This window comes from Clostridium sp. AM27-28, from assembly GCF_003480955.1.
GTDB classification, from domain to species: Bacteria; Bacillota; Clostridia; order Lachnospirales; family Lachnospiraceae; genus Otoolea; species Otoolea fessa.
This window is the reverse complement of record NZ_QUJT01000001.1, coordinates 370,312-388,140: the sequence shown is the minus strand read 5'-3', so window position 1 is coordinate 388,140 and position 17,829 is coordinate 370,312. Positions and strand designations below refer to the sequence as shown.

21 protein-coding genes and 2 pseudogenes are annotated in these 17,829 nt (G+C 53.5%); all 23 read right to left on the bottom strand.

All coding sequences use genetic code 11. The features are described 5' to 3' along the window. Window positions 1-10: 10 nt before the first annotated feature. Complete coding sequence (locus tag DW720_RS01910) at window positions 11-2,527, bottom strand: ribonucleoside-diphosphate reductase subunit alpha (protein ID WP_181357201.1); 2,517 nt, start codon at window positions 2,525-2,527, stop codon at window positions 11-13. Window positions 2,528-2,692: 165 nt separating this feature from the next. Next, on the bottom strand, window positions 2,693-3,904 hold the full coding sequence (locus DW720_RS01905; protein ID WP_107000753.1) for an FprA family A-type flavoprotein: 1,212 nt from the start codon (window positions 3,902-3,904) through the stop codon (window positions 2,693-2,695). Window positions 3,905-3,926: 22 nt separating this feature from the next. Beyond that, window positions 3,927-5,840, bottom strand: a complete 1,914-nt coding sequence (locus DW720_RS01900) for an acyl-CoA dehydrogenase family protein (RefSeq protein WP_107000754.1) — start codon at window positions 5,838-5,840, stop codon at window positions 3,927-3,929. 22 nt (window positions 5,841-5,862) lie between these two features. Then, window positions 5,863-6,294, bottom strand: coding sequence for an Rrf2 family transcriptional regulator (locus DW720_RS01895; protein ID WP_015553424.1), 432 nt, complete (start codon window positions 6,292-6,294; stop codon window positions 5,863-5,865). Window positions 6,295-6,637: 343 nt separating this feature from the next. Beyond that, window positions 6,638-7,207: pseudogene (locus DW720_RS15850) on the bottom strand (GTP pyrophosphokinase family protein). 98 nt (window positions 7,208-7,305) lie between these two features. Then, the gene (locus DW720_RS01885; protein WP_107000756.1) at window positions 7,306-9,000 is read right to left on the bottom strand and encodes an FAD-dependent oxidoreductase; all 1,695 of its coding nucleotides are present in this window, start codon (window positions 8,998-9,000) and stop codon (window positions 7,306-7,308) included. Continuing rightward, entirely contained in the window at window positions 8,997-9,317 is a 321-nt protein-coding gene (gene trxA, locus DW720_RS01880) for a thioredoxin (protein ID WP_107000757.1), read from the bottom strand. The genes DW720_RS01885 and trxA overlap by 4 nt, the downstream gene beginning before the upstream one ends. Before the next feature lie 28 nt (window positions 9,318-9,345). Beyond that, complete coding sequence (locus tag DW720_RS01875; RefSeq protein WP_117796821.1) at window positions 9,346-9,921, bottom strand: 4Fe-4S binding protein; 576 nt, start codon at window positions 9,919-9,921, stop codon at window positions 9,346-9,348. Continuing rightward, window positions 9,918-10,121, bottom strand: a complete 204-nt coding sequence (locus tag DW720_RS01870) for a 4Fe-4S binding protein (RefSeq protein ID WP_005946404.1) — start codon at window positions 10,119-10,121, stop codon at window positions 9,918-9,920. Before DW720_RS01870 ends, DW720_RS01875 begins: the two co-directional genes overlap by 4 nt. Window positions 10,122-10,133: 12 nt before the next feature. Beyond that, on the bottom strand, window positions 10,134-10,379 hold the full coding sequence (locus tag DW720_RS01865; RefSeq protein ID WP_107001011.1) for a ferredoxin-thioredoxin reductase catalytic domain-containing protein: 246 nt from the start codon (window positions 10,377-10,379) through the stop codon (window positions 10,134-10,136). A 132-nt stretch (window positions 10,380-10,511) separates the two neighbouring features. After that, window positions 10,512-10,670 carry a rubredoxin gene (locus DW720_RS01860; RefSeq protein ID WP_107000760.1) on the bottom strand — a complete coding sequence of 53 codons (159 nt, stop codon included), beginning with the start codon at window positions 10,668-10,670 and terminating at the stop codon, window positions 10,512-10,514. Between the two features lie 89 nt (window positions 10,671-10,759). Next, window positions 10,760-10,972: a DUF6219 family protein gene (locus DW720_RS01855; RefSeq protein WP_107000761.1), complete on the bottom strand. Its 213-nt coding sequence runs from the start codon at window positions 10,970-10,972 to the stop codon at window positions 10,760-10,762. 76 nt (window positions 10,973-11,048) lie between these two features. Next, window positions 11,049-11,423 (bottom strand): desulfoferrodoxin family protein, encoded by a 375-nt coding sequence (locus DW720_RS01850; RefSeq protein WP_107000762.1) that lies wholly within the window; start codon window positions 11,421-11,423, stop codon window positions 11,049-11,051. A gap of 20 nt (window positions 11,424-11,443) precedes the next feature. Next, window positions 11,444-11,986 (bottom strand): rubrerythrin, encoded by a 543-nt coding sequence (gene rbr, locus DW720_RS01845; protein WP_107000763.1) that lies wholly within the window; start codon window positions 11,984-11,986, stop codon window positions 11,444-11,446. Window positions 11,987-12,065: 79 nt separating this feature from the next. Further along, complete coding sequence (locus DW720_RS01840) at window positions 12,066-12,722, bottom strand: Crp/Fnr family transcriptional regulator (protein ID WP_118749192.1); 657 nt, start codon at window positions 12,720-12,722, stop codon at window positions 12,066-12,068. A gap of 1 nt (window position 12,723) precedes the next feature. Beyond that, a complete protein-coding gene (locus DW720_RS01835; protein ID WP_118749191.1) occupies window positions 12,724-13,503 on the bottom strand; it encodes a DUF134 domain-containing protein in 780 nt (259 codons plus the stop codon). Window positions 13,504-13,690: 187 nt separating this feature from the next. Beyond that, a pseudogene (locus tag DW720_RS01830) lies at window positions 13,691-14,783 on the bottom strand (conjugal transfer protein TraE); the annotation flags it as partial. Beyond that, entirely contained in the window at window positions 14,770-15,276 is a 507-nt protein-coding gene (locus DW720_RS01825; RefSeq protein WP_227589453.1) for a helix-turn-helix domain-containing protein, read from the bottom strand. The pseudogene DW720_RS01830 and the gene DW720_RS01825, both read right to left, overlap by 14 nt. A gap of 22 nt (window positions 15,277-15,298) precedes the next feature. Next, on the bottom strand, window positions 15,299-15,466 hold the full coding sequence (locus DW720_RS15655; RefSeq protein WP_002576412.1) for a hypothetical protein: 168 nt from the start codon (window positions 15,464-15,466) through the stop codon (window positions 15,299-15,301). After that, on the bottom strand, window positions 15,463-15,777 hold the full coding sequence (locus DW720_RS15845) for a phage antirepressor KilAC domain-containing protein (RefSeq protein WP_243017077.1): 315 nt from the start codon (window positions 15,775-15,777) through the stop codon (window positions 15,463-15,465). Before DW720_RS15845 ends, DW720_RS15655 begins: the two co-directional genes overlap by 4 nt. A 75-nt stretch (window positions 15,778-15,852) precedes the next feature. Next, window positions 15,853-16,293, bottom strand: coding sequence for a BRO family protein (locus DW720_RS15840; RefSeq protein ID WP_243031998.1), 441 nt, complete (start codon window positions 16,291-16,293; stop codon window positions 15,853-15,855). Between the two features lie 433 nt (window positions 16,294-16,726). Next, window positions 16,727-17,116, bottom strand: a complete 390-nt coding sequence (rpsI, locus tag DW720_RS01815; protein WP_022358510.1) for a 30S ribosomal protein S9 — start codon at window positions 17,114-17,116, stop codon at window positions 16,727-16,729. A gap of 28 nt (window positions 17,117-17,144) precedes the next feature. Next, window positions 17,145-17,579: a 50S ribosomal protein L13 gene (gene rplM / locus DW720_RS01810; RefSeq protein WP_107000767.1), complete on the bottom strand. Its 435-nt coding sequence runs from the start codon at window positions 17,577-17,579 to the stop codon at window positions 17,145-17,147. Window positions 17,580-17,829: the final 250 nt, after the last annotated feature.

The following is a 17,829-nucleotide window of genomic DNA, read 5'->3' as shown; positions in this document are numbered from 1 at the left end:
GCTATCCTCCTTATGACGAGCAGCTTTCACAGGCCTCGACCTCAAGGGCCTTGCTGCGGACATAATAAATGGTCTTGACGCCGGCCCTCCACGCCTCCAAATACAGTCTGAGCACCTGACGCATGGAATAGTCGTTGGTGATATAGAGATTCATGCTCTGCGCCTGGTCAATATGTCTCTGGCGAAAGCCCGCGGCGCGTACCGACCAGCTTTGGTCGATCAGATGCGCCGCCTTATAGTACCACCATGTATCCATAGAAAGCTCCGGAGCAACGCGGGGCAGCATGCTGCCCTTTTTTTCCTCTAAAAAGAATTTCTTCATAATTGGATCGATGCCCGCCGACGTGCCGGAGAGGATGGATGTGCTGGAAGTGGGTGCGACAGCCAGCAGATAGGCGTTGCGCATTCCCTGCACCGCCACCGTTTCCGCAAGCGCCCGCCACTTTTCTGAGGTATAACCTCGCTTTTCAAAATACGCGCCTGTCTGCCAGTCGCTGCCCTCAAAGAGCGCATAGCGGCCCTTTTCCCGTGCCAGTGCTGTGTCCGCCTTGACGGCGGCGTAGTTGATATGCTCGAATACCGCATCGGTGAAGGCAAGGTGCTCATCGCTCTCCCATCGGATGCCGCGCTTTGCCAGCATGTGGTGGTAGCCGCTGACGCCCAGGCCGATGCTGCGGTACTTCTGATTGGTAAGCCGCGCGTATTCCAACGGGTAGAAGTTGAGGTCGATCACATTATCCAGTGCGCGGATGGCCGTTTCCACCGTGCGTTCCATATAGGCCTCGTCCTCCACCGCCAGATTACCGAGAGACAGACTCGCCAGGTTGCAGACCACAAACTCACCGGGGAGTGTGGCCGTCACCACCACTGTGTCGCCGTTCTCCGTGTGCACCTCAGTGCTGATATGCTCGATGGGCGCCATGTTCTGTGCGATCTCCGTGCAGAGATTGGAGCAATAGATCATTCCCGTGTGGCCGTTTGGGTTCATACGATTTACGCTGTCGCGGTTGAAGGCGAAGGGCGTGCCGGTCTCCACTGCCGAGCGAAGCACCAGCCGCACGATGTCCTTGACGGTGACGCTGCGCTTTTCGATGCGCGGGTCATTGACGCAGTCCAGATACCGCTTCTCCCATTCCGTACCCCAGTAATCCTCCAGTGCGTAGCCCTTGACCGTGAGGATCTCATGCGGACACATGAGATGCCACGGCGCGTCTATGTTCTCCTCCGCCAGTCGCCAGAAGAGATCCGGATAGCACACGGCGGGAAACACATCATGCGCCTTCATGCGGTCGTCGCCGTTGTTGGTGCGCAGTTGAAGGAATTCAGGCAGATCCCGGTGCCATGCGTCTAAGTAAACCGCCGCAGCGCCCTGCCGCATCCCCAACTGATCCACCGCCACGGCGGTGTCGTTGACCAACCGGATCCAGCGGATAACACCGCCCGCCGCCCCTTGAAAGCCGCGGATGGTGCTGCCTGCAGCGCGCACCTTACCGAAGTACATCCCCATTCCACCGCCAAATTTAGAGACCTTTGCGAAGTTGTCCAGCGAGCGGTAGATGCCGTCCAGACTGTCCGGCACAGTGTCCACAAAGCAGCTTGAAAGCTGATGGTAGGGCTTTCGTGCGTTGGACATGGTAGGTGTCGCCATCGTGACCTCCATACGGCTGAGCATATCGTAAAAGCGTTTTACCCACCCCATGCGGTCAGAGCCTTCGTTCATAGCAAGATGCAGCGCGATACCCAAAAACATCTCCTGCGGTGTTTCCAGCGGCACGCGGCTGCGTGACTGGATCACATAGCGTTTGAGCAGCAGGTCAAGGCCGGAGTAGGTGAACAACTCGTCCCGTTCCGGGCAGAGAAAGTCCTCCGCCATAGCGATCTCCTCGTGGGTATAGTGGGCAAGAATATAGTCACCGTAGAGTCCCTTATCCGTCAGATAGCGAAGCCTGCCATAGAGGTCGCCGACGCCGCGCCCCTCCCATTCCTGTGCGTTGCGACAGCGAAAGGAGTGGTTCAGAAGCCGCGCCGCGATGAACTCCCACTTGGGTGCCTCTGCCGTAGTCAGCTCTACCGCTGCCTTGGTCAGTGCCTCAGCCCTCTCATCCTCCGTCATGCCCGGGCGACAGAAGCTCTCAAACTTCATTTGAAGCGCCGCGAGGGAGTAGATTTCCTCGGTAAAATCCATCTGGATACGGCGCAGCACCTCGTCAAGCGAGTTATCCCCCACCGTCTGCGCGATGGTATGCCGGACGCGGCGCAGCGCAGACCGCTTTTCGCGATAGAGGATGTACGCCTTGGCCACCTCATAGTGTCCGCGCTCCATGAGCGTCCGCTCCACCTCGTCCTGCACACGTTCCACGGTGAGCGGTACTGTGACGGAGAGATTGTTGAGAACGGCGGCGAGGATCTCCTCCAGTTCTCCGCCCCCAATCTCCCTTCCCTGTCCATCAAACGCTTTTTTCATGGCGTTGAAAATTTTCTCCTGTTGAAAAGGAACAGACTTCCCGTTTCGTTTTCTGATCTCCATTTCGATCCTCTCATCTTCTCCGGTCACTTTTCATGTCCTTTTGGGCAAAGAGCGGGCAAGCGCAGTATCACGCTTGCCCGCTCTATTTTTGAAAGCCGGTTTTTCTGCAGCCGACACGGCGGGGCTGTTTGTTGTCTGTTGTCTTGGTTTTGGCTTTCCTGCCAGTTACTTCATAGATTCCAGAATGGCGTCCGCCAGTGCTTCCAGCTCAGTGCGCTTGTCCGTGCCCATGGACGAGGCGAGGCTGAGCCGCTCGTTGAGCACCGTCATGTTCTTAAGCTCATCGTTGACAAATTTCTGCATGAGGTCACCGGACTTCACCGCCCATGAGCCGTTTTCAATGATGGCAAAGGTGCGGTTTTGCAGATTCAGTGCCTTCATATCCATGAGGAAGTCATGCATGGCGGGGTAGATGCCGAGATTGTAGGTCACAGAGGCCAGGACAATGTGACTGTACTTAAACGCCTCGGAAATCAGCTGGGAGACATGAGTGGAGGACACATCGTACATCGCCACCTTGCTCATGCCCTTATCGCAGAGCGACGCCGCCAGCGCCTGCGCCGCGTTCTCCGTGTTGCCGTACATGGAGGCGTAGACGATGAGCACGCCCTGGGTCTCAGGGGCATAGCGGCTCCATGTGTCGTACTTTTCGATGAACCAGCCCAGATCCTTGCGCCACACGGGGCCGTGGAGCGGGCAGATGTACTGGATCTGATCCAAAACGCCGCCGGCCTTTTTCAGCAGGAGCTGGATGTGAGGGCCGTACTTGCCCACGATGTTGGTGAGATAGCGGCGGGCGTCGTCCAGCCAGTCCCGCTCGAAGTCCACCTCGTCGGCGAACAGCTTACCGTCCAGCGCGCCGAAGGTGCCGAAGGCGTCGGCGGAAAAGAGGACGCCGTCGGTGACGTCGAGGGTCACCATGGCCTCCGGCCAGTGAACCATAGGCGCGCCCACAAAGGTGACGGTGTGCTTGCCAAAGGAGAAGGTGTCGCCCTCCTTCACCTCGATGCACTCATGTCCGTCCACATGGAAGCCGAACTGCCGCATGAGCATGAATGCCTTCTCGTTGGAGATCAGCTTCACCTTAGGATGGCGCAGCAGGATCTCCTCGATGCAGGCGGCGTGATCCGGCTCCAGATGGTTGACCAGCAGGTAGTCCAGCTCGCGGCCATCCAGCACATACGCCAGATTTTCCAAAAGCTGGCGGCAGGCAGACCAGTCCACCGTGTCAAAGAGCACCGTCTTTTCATCCAGCAGGCAGTAAGCGTTGTAGCTTACGCCCCGGGGAATGGGAAAGCAGTTTTCAAACAGGGCCAGGCGATGGTCGTTGGCGCCCACCCAGTAGAGGTCGTTTGTTACTTTACGCACGCAATACATCTTATCTTACCTCCTTCACGGCTCAAGCCTTTACAAATTGATCCTTCGTCTCCGCGCACTCCGGGCACACCCACTCGGCGGGAAGCTGCTCAAAGAGCGTACCCGGCGCGATCTCGCCGTCCTCGTCGCCCAACTCCGGCACATACTCGTAGCCGCAGCCGCTGCAGACGTAGCGGTCGCCGATGGGGGCGGGCTTCGGCGGTGTGGGCCGCTTCATCTTTACCATAGGCGGCGCGGGCAGCTTTTCGCCGCTATCCAGCGCAGCAGTGAGCAGGGGCAGGATCTCCTCCACATCGCCCACGATGCCGTAGTCGCAGTTCTTGAAGATAGGCGCGTTACCGTTCTTATTGATGGCCACGATGGTGGAGGCGTCCTTGATGCCCTTAAGGTGCTGGGATGCGCCGGAGATGCCACAGGCGATGTACAGATTGCCGGTGAACTTCTGACCGGACATACCCACATAGCGGTTCAGCGGCAGATATTTGAGAGTCTCCGCCACAGGGCGGGAAGAACCGATGGCCGCGCCGGCAGCCTTGGCCAGCGACTCTACCAGTTTCATGTTCTTTTTCTCCCCGATGCCCTTGCCCGCGGAGACCACCCGCTCCGCCTGCGGGATGGGCGTATCCATAGGGATGCCCACGGAGAAGTCGTGACCATCCTTCTTCAGCGCCGCTACAAGGTCGGCCACCTGCTGGGCAGCATCCCCTTCCCGGAAGATGGTCTTTTTGCGAATGCCGGTGATGGGCGCGGGTTTCTTGGCCGCCGAACGGCTCTCGCCGCCGGAGCTCTTGCCCAGCCTGCCCACCAGATGAGAGGCGATGACCACCCGCTGGATCTCGTTAGTGCCCTCGTAGATGGTGGTGATCTTGGCGTCGCGGTAGGCCCGTTCCACCTCCATGCCCTTGAGGAAGCCACTGCCGCCGTGGATCTGCAAGGCATCGTTGGTGACCTCCAGCGCGATGTCCGAGGCGTACATCTTCGCCATGGCGGACTCCATGCCGTAAGGCGCGTGCTGCTCCTTCAGCTCCGCCGCGGAGTAGATGAGGAACCGGGCGCAGCGCAGCTTGGTGGCCATATCCGCCAGCTTGAAGGCGATGCTCTGCTGGGCCGCGATGGGCTTGCCGAACTGGACGCGCTCCTTGGAATAGCTCAACGCGTGCTCAAACGCGCCTTGGGCGATGCCCAGCGCCTGCGCGGCGATGCCGATGCGTCCGCCGTCCAGCGTGGACATGGCAATCTTGAAGCCCTCGCCCTCCTTGCCCAATAGGTTTTCCTTGGGAACCTTCACGTCGTTGAAGATCAGCTCCGCCGTGGAGGAGGAGCGAATGCCCATCTTGTCATAGTGGTCGCCGAACTCAAAGCCCTTCCAGCCCTTCTCCACGATGAAAGCGGAGATGCCCCGGGTGCCGATGTCCGGCGTGGTGACGGCGAAAACCACATAGGTGTCCGCCTTAGGGGCGTTGGTAATGAAGATCTTGCCGCCGTTGAGGAGGTAGTAGTCCCCCTTATCCAGCGCCGTGGTCTCCGTGCCGCCGGCGTCGGATCCGGCGTTGGACTCCGTGAGGCCGAAGGCGCCGATCTTCTCGCCCTTGGCCAGCGGAACCAGATATTTCTTCTTCTGCTCCTCGGTGCCATAGGCGAAAATGGGCCATGAGCCGAGGGAGACGTGGGCGGAGAGGATTACGCCCGCGCCGCCGTCCACACGGGCCAGCTCCTCCACCGCGATGGCGTAGCTCAGGGCATCAAGACCGGCACCGCCGTACTCCTTGGGGTAGGGAATGCCCATCCAGCCCAGCTTACCCAGCTTCTTGACAGCCTCCTCGGGAAACTCATTGTTCTGATCCATTAAAAATGCGAGGGGCTTGATCTCCTCCTCCGCAAAACTCCGGATCTTCGCGCGCAGCTCTTCGTGCGCCGCCGTGGTTTGAAACAGCATATGGGTACCTCCTCTTAAAATTTTACAGCTTGCTTGTATCTTGGGGATCGGATCCGCCGGTCAGCAGCCTGCGCAGGCTCACGGCACGGAACGCCTCGTCCTGCTTTTGCTGCAAGGCCGCCAGCTGACAGTGGATGGCGCACCGCCCATGCTTGTCCTGCCAGCGGCATTCATATCCCGGCTCCATGCAGGCGCACAGGATGCCCCGCTCCCCCACGACCCCCATGAGATCGTAGAGGGAGGTCGCGTCCAGATCGCAGGACAGCGCGCAGCCGCCGAGGGCGCCGCGGCTCACCCGCACCAAATTGCCGGCGGAGAGCTTGCGCAGAATCTGGTAGGCAAACTGATTGGGGATCAATTCCGTTTCCGACATCTCGGCCACCGAATGCTTCTCCCCGTCCAGCAGCACCCGCAAAATGCGCAGTGCGTAGTCCGTCTCTTTGGTGATGATCATGCTCCACATCCTCTTTTCGCTTGCTTGTTAATGCCATTATATCAATCTTGATAAATTTTATCAAGATAATTTCCAAAAAAATATATCGTTTTAACACAGACCGCTCCAGCCCGGGTCAGCTTCGCTTTCCATTCAGCGAAAAGCCATGTTCCTTACAATATAGAAGCCGAAAAAGCTGTGCCGTGGCAGTCCGCCGAAAGCAGAAAAGACTATGCCTGAAAACCAGAAAGCGGAGAAATTGGTTGGGGCTCGCAGGGGTCGCCCACCCAAGGCGGATAAGGCGGTCCCTGGCAAGTCCAAGGCAAGCACCAAAGTGCGTGCTTTTCATTTTATATTCGACACATTATGTTATGATATGCAGTAAATGTTCCATCTTACCGTCCCATTCTCTGCTGGAATCGGCGCACTCTTTCAGTTCAGTTTCGACTTCAGCATTTATCGGCAAGTTTTTCTTATAGCGGATGGTATGCTCAAGACTTGCCCAGAAGTCCATAGCGATTGTACGGAGTTGTATCTCCACCGGCACATGGATCACTTTTTCCGCAAAGAATACCGGCAGCCGGAGCGTCAGGTGCAGACTGCGATAGCCATTTGGCTTAGGGTGTGAAATATAATCTTTCTCTGTGATGATTTCAATGTCAGACTATTTTTTTAAGCACTTTGCCAAAAAGAACACATCCTCCTCGAAAGAGCAGATCACCCGCACACCGGCAATATCCATGATATTTGTCTGCATGGTCGGAAAATCCAGAGGAAGTCCGCGTTTCTGCATCTTATTCATAATGCTGGACGGCGACTTCAAGCGGCTTTTTATACTTTCTATCGGATTGCGATCATGCTGCAATGAAAACTCTTCGTTTAGAATTTCCAACCTGCTTTCCAGTGCTTTCAGCGCACATCGGTATTGCAGCATGACTTCCTGATACCTGCGATTTTCGCTTAAAAGGCGCTGGCACTGCAAATCATCTAAGCCTTTATCTGCCGCAACCGTCAAGCCAAATAAATTCTCACTCATAGCTTCTCCATTCCGCAGGGATAGGCGCTCCGCGCTGTCTGCCGCTCTTGTATTACGACCTGATAAAAACTGTATCCGCCGGAGAGATGGGAACAGGTGAAACCGTACTGCGTCAAAAGTCGGCAGGCCAGATAACTGCGAAGCCCTGTCTGGCAATTCACATAAACAGGCTTACCCCGGTCTAACTCGTCCAAATGCTCCCGCAGATCGTCCAGTGGAATATTGCGGAATCCATTCAAGTGCCCACGCCGATATTCGCCTTCTGTACGGACATCCAGCAGTGTCGCATTGCCATCGCAAGGCAAGTCCTCAACCTCATTCCAATGGAACTGCCGTACCTTCCCGCTCTCCAAATCCTCGATCATAAAACCGGCCATATTGACCGGGTCTTTGGCAGAGGAATAGGGCGGCGCATAGGAAAGGTCAAGCTCCGTCAGTTCCAAGGCTGTCATTTTTGCGCGAATGGCCGTTGCCAGTACATCAATGCGCTTGTCCACGCCCTCGCCGCCAACGATCTGCGCACCCAGCAGCCGCAGGCTTTCTTTTTCATACATCACCTTCATTGCCATAGACTGTGCGCCGGGATAATAGATAGCGTGGGATGCCGGGAATAATACGACTTTGTCGTAAGCGATCCCTGCTGCCTGCGCTGCCTTCTCATTGATCCCCGTGGAGGCCGCTGTCAAGCCAAACAGTTTCAGAACAGACGAGCCCTGAGAGCCGTGAAAGCGGCTGTTTCCGCCGCAGATATTGTCAGCGGCAATGCGTCCCTGCTTGTTGGCAGGCCCCGCCAGCGAGATCAATGCTTTTTGGCCGGTCACGAAATGGGTGACCTCTACGGCATCGCCCACAGCGTAGATATCCGGCACGGAGGTTTCCATCCGCTCGTTGACAGCGATGCTGCCCCGGATGCCCAGCTCAAGTCCGGCCTCTTTTGCCAGATGGGTGTCCGGCGTGACGCCGATGGCCAGCAGCACCATGTCGGAGCGCAGCGGCTCACTTTCCTCCAGCAGCGTCAGCACGGAATCTCCGTCCTGTCGGAATCCGGTGACGGTTTCATCCAACCGCAGAGCCACACCGTGTCTGCGCATTTCCGCATGGACAAAGCTGGCCATATCCGCATCCAGCGGCGCTAATAGCTGCTTCAGACGCTGGACGATGGTAACCGAAACGCCCATCTCCACAAGGTTTTCCGCCATTTCCAGACCGATAAAGCCGCCGCCAGCCAAAACAGCGGTTTTCGGCTTCTGATCCTCTACAAAGCGTCGAATGCGGAGGGTGTCTTCCACGGTGCGCAGGGTAAAGACCCGCTCGCTGTCCACACCGGAAAGCGCAGGAATCGTCGGCTTTGCGCCGGGGGCAAGAAGCAGTTTGTCATAGGTTTCCGTGTAGACCTTCCCGCTGTCCAGTGCGTGGACGGTGACGGTTTTCTCTGCGGGATTGATCGCAGTTACTTCCTGCCGTACTCGCACATCAATGCGAAAGCGATCCCAAAAGCTCTCCGGAGTTTGCAGCGTCAATTCTTCCTGCTCCTTGATCACACCGCCCACATAATACGGCAGACCGCAGTTGGCATAGGACACATAGCCGCTGCGCTCGATCATGATGATCTGCGCGTGTTCATCCAAACGGCGGATGCGGGCGGCGGCAGAAGCACCGCCCGCCACACCGCCTACGATTACAACTTTCATCTTGCGCCCTCCACCATTGCGGCAATCTCCGACTTAGGCCGATAGCCCACCGATTTGGCAACGGCCTTTCCATCCTTGAATACGACCAGCATCGGGATACTGGACACCTGAAAACGCATTGCCAGCTCCATCTGCTCGTCCACATTGACCTTTCCCACCTTGAGCGCGCCGCTTTTTTCTTCGGCAAGCTCATGCAGTATGGGAGAGAGCATTTTGCACGGTCCGCACCAGTCGGCGTAGAAGTCCAGCAAAATGGGCTTGTCGGAACGCAGTACCTCATTTTCAAAATTCGCAGCAGTAATTTTCAGTTCAGCCATGAGTAAGGCTCCTTTCTGTTATCTTTGTTTATTCTTTGTTTTTCAGCTTGCAAATCCCCTGCGTCATGGTTCCCATGGGGCAGAAGGCACACCATGTACGGGGCTTGTAGAGCACCATGACGATGAGGCCGATGAGCAGCGAGGTCAGCATGAGGCTGTAAAAGCCGAAGCTGAATTGGGCTACCCAGTCTGTCACCGTTCCGGCAGTGTAGGCCCAGCCCCACGGCACACGGAAGGTCCAGAACAGCTTAATGGCCTCCCGCAGGGACGAAGTACCCGCAGCGACCAGATATGTCTGAAACACCATGTTGCCGAACATCGTCAGGAAAAAGATCAAAAAGCCATAACGGAACCACTTGGAGGACATCCAGCGGGGCGTGGGCTTGCAGCGGGAGCATTTAAGGTCTGTCCCCAGCTTGCTGAACAGTTGACCCCGTCCGCAGAGGTGGTTGCAAAAGTATTTGTTCCCACCAAAGATGGCTAAGAACAGCGGCAGAAGAAAATCGATCATGCCCAGCCACGCGAACAGGATATTGAAAAAGCCCAGTGCAAAATAGATGATTGCATATACCCACAGGTAATCGTACCAATGCTTTACTTTCATGCGTCAGCCCTCACTTTCACCTCAATGCAGCCGACGGGACAGAGCTTTGCGCACTTGCCGCAGCCTACGCATCGTTCCGCCTCCACAGCGGCGTAGCAGCCGCGGCGCACCTTGACGGCCCCCAGTGGACAGGTATTTTCACACACGCCGCAGGCGACGCACCGCGTCTTATCTATGGCGGCCAGTTTCTTTGACAGCATAGCGTTCCTCCCTTAATCCTGCAAGGATTTGTAATAGAGCATACAGTGGCAGAATCCCTCGAAGCCCGGATCTGCAATTTGATCCTTAAACTCCTGGCACATACATTTGGTCGCCTCTGTGCTCTCCCTGCGGCAGGGGCAGTACCCGCCGGTGCGCTTGAGTCCTTCTCTGATGGTGCTGACAATCTCCTGATCGGAATTGAGCTTGATTTTCATGTTCGCCACCTCTTTCTTGTTGATTGATTGTGGCTTTATCATACCGCAGTACAAAGCATTTTTCTGTGACGAGGTTACGTTACGGCAAATTTTTATATAAGTGAGAAAGAGCCGTGAAGCGGTATCTTACATACTGCTTCACGGCTCTTTGTTTATAGGTTTTGTTGTGCTTCCTTACTCAGCCACAGAAAACTGGTCTTTGCCAACAAAACATAAGGGGCATTCAAAATCATCCGGAATATCTTCCCATTTTGTACCCGGTGCAATGCCGCCTTCCGGATAGCCATTTTCTTCGTCGTATTCCCAACCACACACATCGCATACATATTTCATAATGAAATTCTTCTTTCTTGTTTTTTATTTCGCACACAACATTAGCCCGACTTTATCGTCATCAGAAACAATAACGATTCCTATCTTACTCAAAGAATATCCACAGCTTCCGCTTGTTTTACTCTCTTTGTTTTCTTATTCCCTGAAATCATTTTATGACCCGTATATACTGCCATAACCATGCAGATCAAGGAACTAAGCGCAAGGTACTTATGCGTTGTTTTTGAGCCTTTATATCCAGTGCAAAAAGTTCCAAACATGGTAATTACCGCTCCGATTGACCAATATTTATGTGCTTTCATGACTTGTTTGCCTCCTGCCTGCAATACATGACATTCAGTTCTCTATGTTGGTTCTAAGATACCATGCGCGGAACGATCACGCTTTCCACAGACTGTGGAGGTTGCAGTAGGCGTAGACCGCCTCGACTTCGTCGCCCTCGCAGAGCGCAAAGCAAACCTCCGGCTTCTCGCCCGGGTGCAGTTCCTTGCGCTGGTTGCCCTGATTGGTGTGGAGGGACACCCACTCGATGTAGTGCTCCGGCAGCATGGGATGCTCTACGGAGCCGACCTTGACATGAACGATGCCGTTTTCCACAGTCCAGACAGGGACGTGCTTCTCCACGGCGGCGTCGGTGGTACCGGGGATGATCTCGCTCATCGGCTCACCGCAACAGATGACGGGAACGCCCGTGTCCTTGACCTTGGCAATGATGTTGCCGCAATGCTTGCAAATGTAAAACTTCTGCTCCATGATTCGTTCTCCTTTTCTCTTTAATAGTTTTCTGCGTGAATTTCAAAGTAGCTCTGGGGATGGTTGCAGGTCGGGCAGACCTCCGGTGCTTTCTCACCGATCACGATATGCCCGCAGTTGCGGCACTCCCATACCTTGACCTCACTCTTGGCGAAGACCTCCGCCATCTCCACATTGTGCAGCAGGGCACGGTAGCGCTCCTCATGATGCTTTTCAATGGCGGCTACCAGGCGGAAACGCTGGGCCAGCTCATGGAAACCCTCCTCGTCGGCGGTTTTGGCAAAGCCGTCGTACATATCCGTCCACTCGTAGTTCTCGCCCTCAGCGGCGGAGAGAAGGTTTTCGGCGGTGTCGCCAATGCCGTTCAGCTCTTTGAACCACAGCTTGGCGTGTTCCTTCTCATTATCAGCGGTTTTGAGGAACAGCGCCGCGATCTGCTCGTAGCCTTCCTTCTTGGCCTTGGATGCAAAATAGGTGTATTTGTTGCGCGCCTCGGACTCACCGGCAAAGGCAGCCATCAGGTTTTTTTCGGTTTGAGTTCCTGCGTATTTCGTTTCTTTCATGGCGGATACTCCTTCCTGTTTTTCTGCTTTTATTGTAGCAAATCTATGATTTTCTTCTGTAACGAAGTCACATTTCTTTTTATTTTAGACGATTTAGTCTGTTCTTATCCCGCAGCGTGATTGCACCACGCTTCAGCTCCACCAGCCCGTCCTCCGAGAAGCTTTTGAGCATCCGTGCCACTGCCTCCCGTGCCGAGCTGATGTGCTGGGCGATCTGCTCATGGGTCATGCGTATCGTGTCGGAGCCGGTACGTTCCGCTTCGGCAAAGAGAAATTCTGCCAGCCGCTGATCCAATCCCTTGAACATAATCTGCTGCATCGCCCACATCACATCAGAAAACCGTTTCGTTGCCAGTTCATAGAGAAAACAGCGGACATGGAGATTTTTCTCCTTGAGTGCAGCAATGACATTTGTAGAGATAATCAGAATGTCCGTATCCATTCCGGCAGTCATTTGTGTATCAAAGGTGATCTGACTGATCACGCAGGAGGCGGAAAGCACGCATAGTTCGCCCGGATACAGGCGGAACAGCGTTACCTCCCGCCCCTCATCAGAGAGAAGATAGGTGCGGATCTCGCCGGAAAGAATAAACAGCATTCCGAGACATTCATTGTCGCTGCTGTGAACGAACGCACCCTTTTTATAATGACGGACAAAGGCACTTCGGCGTAGTGTGTCCATTTCGCGTTCGGTCAAGGATGACCAGAACGGAAGTTGTGTCAGTGTGCGTTCCATATCAATGGCAGCTATGCTTGCCGCAGCCGTGGTCACCGTAGGAGTGACCAGCCTCGCCGTGTTCATGGTCATGGTGGTCACAGTGAACATTGGGATCGTAGCCCAAACTTCCGTTGAGCAATGCGCTCACCGCCGCGTCAGCGTCCCCGCTGACATCGCCGTAGAGCTTGATGCCCGCTTCGGCGAGTGCTGCCTGCGCACCGCCGCCGATGCCTCCGCAAATCAAAGTGTCCACGCCGTTCTGCATCAGGAATCCTGCCAGTGCGCCGTGACCGCTGCCGTTGGTATCAACGACTTCCGCATGGACGATTTTGCCGTCCACAGATTCATAAAGCTTGAACTGCTCGGTGTGACCGAAATGCTGAAAGATCTGACCGTTGTCATAGGTAACTGCAATTTTCATAATGGAATCTCCTTTGCAAGTTTTGCCTGATTTTTCCATGTTGGCTCTCTGCATCCGGCAGCAACGGCCGCAGTGAGCTGCCTCCTGTCCTCCGCAGATGCGGTAGTTTCCCCCGGTGATGTGCAGCGGTTTCCCGTGGACAAGACACGCTACGATCTTGCTCCGTGCGCTTTCGTAAATCTCCTGCACGGTAGAGCGGGAAATCTCCATTTGAGCGGCACACTGCTCGTGGGTTTGCTGCTCCAAGTCAACCAGCCGAATGACCTCGTATTCGTCCAGCGTCAGCAGGATCGGCTCGGTATTCTCGCACCCGTTAGGACAGAATGTATCGACCTGTGGTACGCCACAAATTCGACGGCACCGTGGCGGTCTTGGCATGGGAGCTTTCCTCCCTTTGTATTCGGTATATTCCAATTATAGCACTTTGAGCAGAAAAAGCAATTTTTCAAAAGCTGCTACATTTTCCGTCCTCATATGTGTGCTGGCTGATATTCGGTGTCGAAGACTACGTGTGAGCCATGTTCGTATTGTCAGATTATCTACATTTGACAGAACTTCGCAGGGTATCCTCTTCCGAATAGTTCGCATTGATGTCCATCGGGTTGATATACTGCGCGCTGGAAGGGCTGATTTTAATGACCTGCCCCTCAAATTTCTTCACCAGTGCCGTGTACTCGGCTTCCGGATCGCACACAATTACATCGTCATCCGTCACCAGAAACGCATTGGCGATTTCTCGCTTGGCAGAGAAGGATTTACCGGAACCGGGAGTACCCAGAAAAGTCCAGACGGCGCAGGTTGCAGTTGTACTTCTGCGCGATACTGGAAGCTTGAAACACATTGGTTTCCAGCTCCTGCTCCGTCTCGCCGGTATTCATCACCAGAAAGGTCAGCAGGAACATACGCTCATTCTGGCTCTGCAATTCCTTCAGCAGTGCCTTTGCGTCCCTGCCGTAAGTTGCCAAATCTGACGGAATGATGTCCATATCGTATCCGGAACGGACAGCTTTCTTCTGTTCCTCAATCTTGGAACGATCCAGCTCCGTAATGGTGTGCTTGATGGATTTGATTGCTTTGTTCTGGTCTACCGACTGAATGTGCATGGTCACAATCTGGCTGGATTCCATATCCAGAAAGTCCTTCAGCAGCTGATCCGACAGGTCGGAAGCCGTAATCTGGAGATAGGACATGGAACCATACATCCCACCCATCTGAAAAACACGGTTCTTCGGAAAGGCAAACCCGGTCGGGGCAATAAAGTCCTTTACCGACAGCCCGCTCTCCGGCAGCCACTTCCAATCGAAATTGAATCGGTCATGGTCACCCATGTGGAACATATCGTGCATCAGATGAAGCCGTTCCTTACCGTTCAGCAATTTTGCCCGGACACCCAAGCGTTTGAAGTTGTTCATCAGGTCGATCTCAATGTGATTGAGCCTCGGCTTTGCCTGTTTCATGGATTCTGCTTCAATGCCAAACGTCAGGTACTTCGTCTTGGTCAGGCCGTTGTTGCCCTGGGCAAGCTGGCGGCGCAGCATGGTGCTGTACTCCGTGCGCACCGGATTGAAATGATCCTTCTGGTACGGGATGCGCACCATCTTCTCAAAATTCGAGGCATCCGTAGCCATATTCATAAAAGAAAGCTCAAAGCGGATACTCAGAGAGCCGTTCCACCCGCATCTGATAATCTCCTGGGAACTCCTGCCGGAGCTTGCCGTATTCCGTGTCAGAGAGAAGGACATTTTCGTATGAGCCATACCGGTGCTGGATTTCCTTCTTCTCTCTTTTATTGATTGTTTCAGTACTTGTTCTATTAGTACTTAATTGCGCGGGATTTTCCGTAACCGGTGTGTCCGTATCCGGATTTACCGTATACGGCTTTTCCGTACACGGCTTTTTCCTTGGCATCTCATAGATCACATACTCCGCTCTGCCCATCCGACCGTTACTCTCACGCTGCTGGTTCCTTTCCAGATATCCAAGACGTTCCAGTTCTTTCAGAGCTGTAAGCACCCCATCTACGCCATCCGGTGTAATCGAAGATAATCCCCGTACCGAATAGTTCCATGTGTCCGGTAAACTAAGCAGCATAGAGAGAAGTCCTTTTCCTTTCAGGCTGAGACCCTGATCCCGCAAGTGGTAATTGCACATCGTTGTGTAATTGCTGTTTTTCTCAACCCTGAATACCGGCATGGTGCTCACCATCCTTTTTCGCAGGCTCCGTTTTTTTCTTCGGACATTTGCGCGGACGATCTTCGCTGTCCTCCCGTCGATGGTATTTGCCGGTATCCTGCATCATGCGTTCAAACGCCTGAAGGCGTCCCTCTGTAAAAAGCGTCATTCGATCACACCCCATTTCTTAAACAACTTGAAGAGATGATTCTTTCCCTTGCAGGTCACTCTCGTCTGCTGCACCAGTTTTCCGCTTCTGCCGTAGCAATCCCGGACAATAAAATAGCCCCTTGCAGATTTGTCTGCAAAAGGCATCAGCCAGCCGCTTGGACTGCGGTACAGATAGCGATGATCCAGTAAGAGAGCTACTGCCGTCTTCTCCGGGATTCCGATTTCCTTACAGAAATTCCGGATACAGGTGCAATCCTCAGAATTTACAAAGGTGTCGAAGTAGTTTGCCTTGGGCTGCGCCGCATCCAGCTGTTTGCGGATACCCTCAAGCTGCTCTCTCTCGGCTACAAGCTCCTGCGCCAGAGTGTAGATGACCTCCGGATGCTAAATCACCTGATCCAAAATAGAATCGCTCATATACACACCATGCTTTCGGATGGACGGGAGAACTTCATCAAACACCCAGTGTTCAAACCGTTCTGCCGATGGCAGCTTGCTGTGAACGATCAGCCGGTAAACATCACCTTCCGTGATAAAGGAGATTTCAACGACCTGCTCTCCAGCATCTCCATACTGATTCACCTTCTGAACGACCACCTCGCGTTTCATTAGGGGGCCTCTACAATGGCGTTTCACTGCGGCGTAGGGATTCACATATCCCAACGCTTTCGCCACGTCGCTTGCACAGAAGAAGGTCTTGCCTGCCTCCTGTAACAACCGGATCGAACCAAACTCCTGGTTCTCAAACACCTCCATCATCTGCCTCGACTGTCCGCCATGACTGCCCACATCGGTGTCATGGGTCTTCTGATTAAAATCCGTCATACCTGTTACCTCCTGCTCAAATTTGTCTCGCCGGATTTCGGGCGAAAAAAATAGAGCCTCGACCCATTCTCGTTTTCAAAGAATGAGCCAAGGCTCTATGTAACAGGATACCTGATATTATTTTTTTGCAGAATTCGTCAGAACTCGCCAAACGAACCTGACACTGTTTTTCATTCCGTTTCAGCCAGATGTTTGCCGAAAATCTGTCAAGGATATGGGGCTAATTTCCCCTCCAAAATGGCCTTCTGTAAACCCATTTTCCCACCCATTAGGCTCAAAAATAGGCCGTAAACCCATGGTAAACCCATCAAAATGGGTTAATTTGAAGTCAAATTTCCTCAAATTTCACCATCGGAATCAGATGATTTCAGGCATAGAAAAAGCCCGGAAAATGGCGTATTTCCGGGCTTTTTTAGCATTATTAAGCTGTAGATTATCGCTTGCTGAACTGCGGAGCGCGACGAGCTGCTTTGAGACCGTACTTCTTACGCTCTTTCATTCTCGGGTCACGAGTTAAGAAGCCTGCTTTCTTCAGTACCGGACGGTAATCAGCGTCTGCCTGAAGAAGTGCACGGGAGATGCCGTGTCTTACAGCGCCAGCCTGACCTGTGAAGCCGCCGCCACGTACATTTACAAGTACATCGAACTTATCAACTGTCTCGGTTGCTACGAGCGGCTGACGAACAACCACTTTCAGGGTCTCAAGACCAAAGTACTCGTCGATGTCTCTTTTATTGATAGTAATCTTGCCGGTTCCCGGTACAAGGTATACTCTAGCGATAGATTTTTTTCTTCTGCCTGTTCCGTAAAATTTGTTAGCCATTATAGTTTCCTCCTTCCAGTGCCTTTAATTAAAACTTGATTTCTAAAACTTCCGGCTTCTGAGCTGCCTGCTCGTGCTCCGGACCTGCGTATACATGAAGTTTTGTAATCATGCTTCTTCCTAAAGGTCCCTTTGGAAGCATACCTTTAACTGCTAACTCGATAACCTTCTCCGGCTTCTTAGCCATCATTTCACGAAGGGTCGTCTCTCTCATGCCACCTACATAATCAGAGTGATTGTAGTAGATTTTCTGATCCATCTTCTTACCGGTTACTTTGATCTTCTCTGCGTTTACTACGATTACATAATCGCCGCAATCCATGTGCGGTGTGAAGATCGGTTTGTTCTTGCCTCTTAATACCTTTGCTACCTCAGATGCAAGACGACCTAATGTATATCCTGTAGCGTCAACTACATACCATTTTCTTTCGATTGTTGCTGGACTAGCCATAAAACTCTTCATTGGTTGACCTCCTGTTTTACTTCATATAATTGAGATTAACTATATCATGAAATGCCTGCTCCGGGGCTTTGGTGCCGACATCTTCCTGACTCATGTCATACTGACTTATTATATTACACGCTTCCGGACGTGTCAAGCGGTTTTTCCTTGAAAATACAAGGTTTTTTCCCCGGATTTACAAGATAAGTTCGTTTCATTCCATGCATCTGATATACGCATGGGATACACATGAAAAAGGAAGACTTCCTCC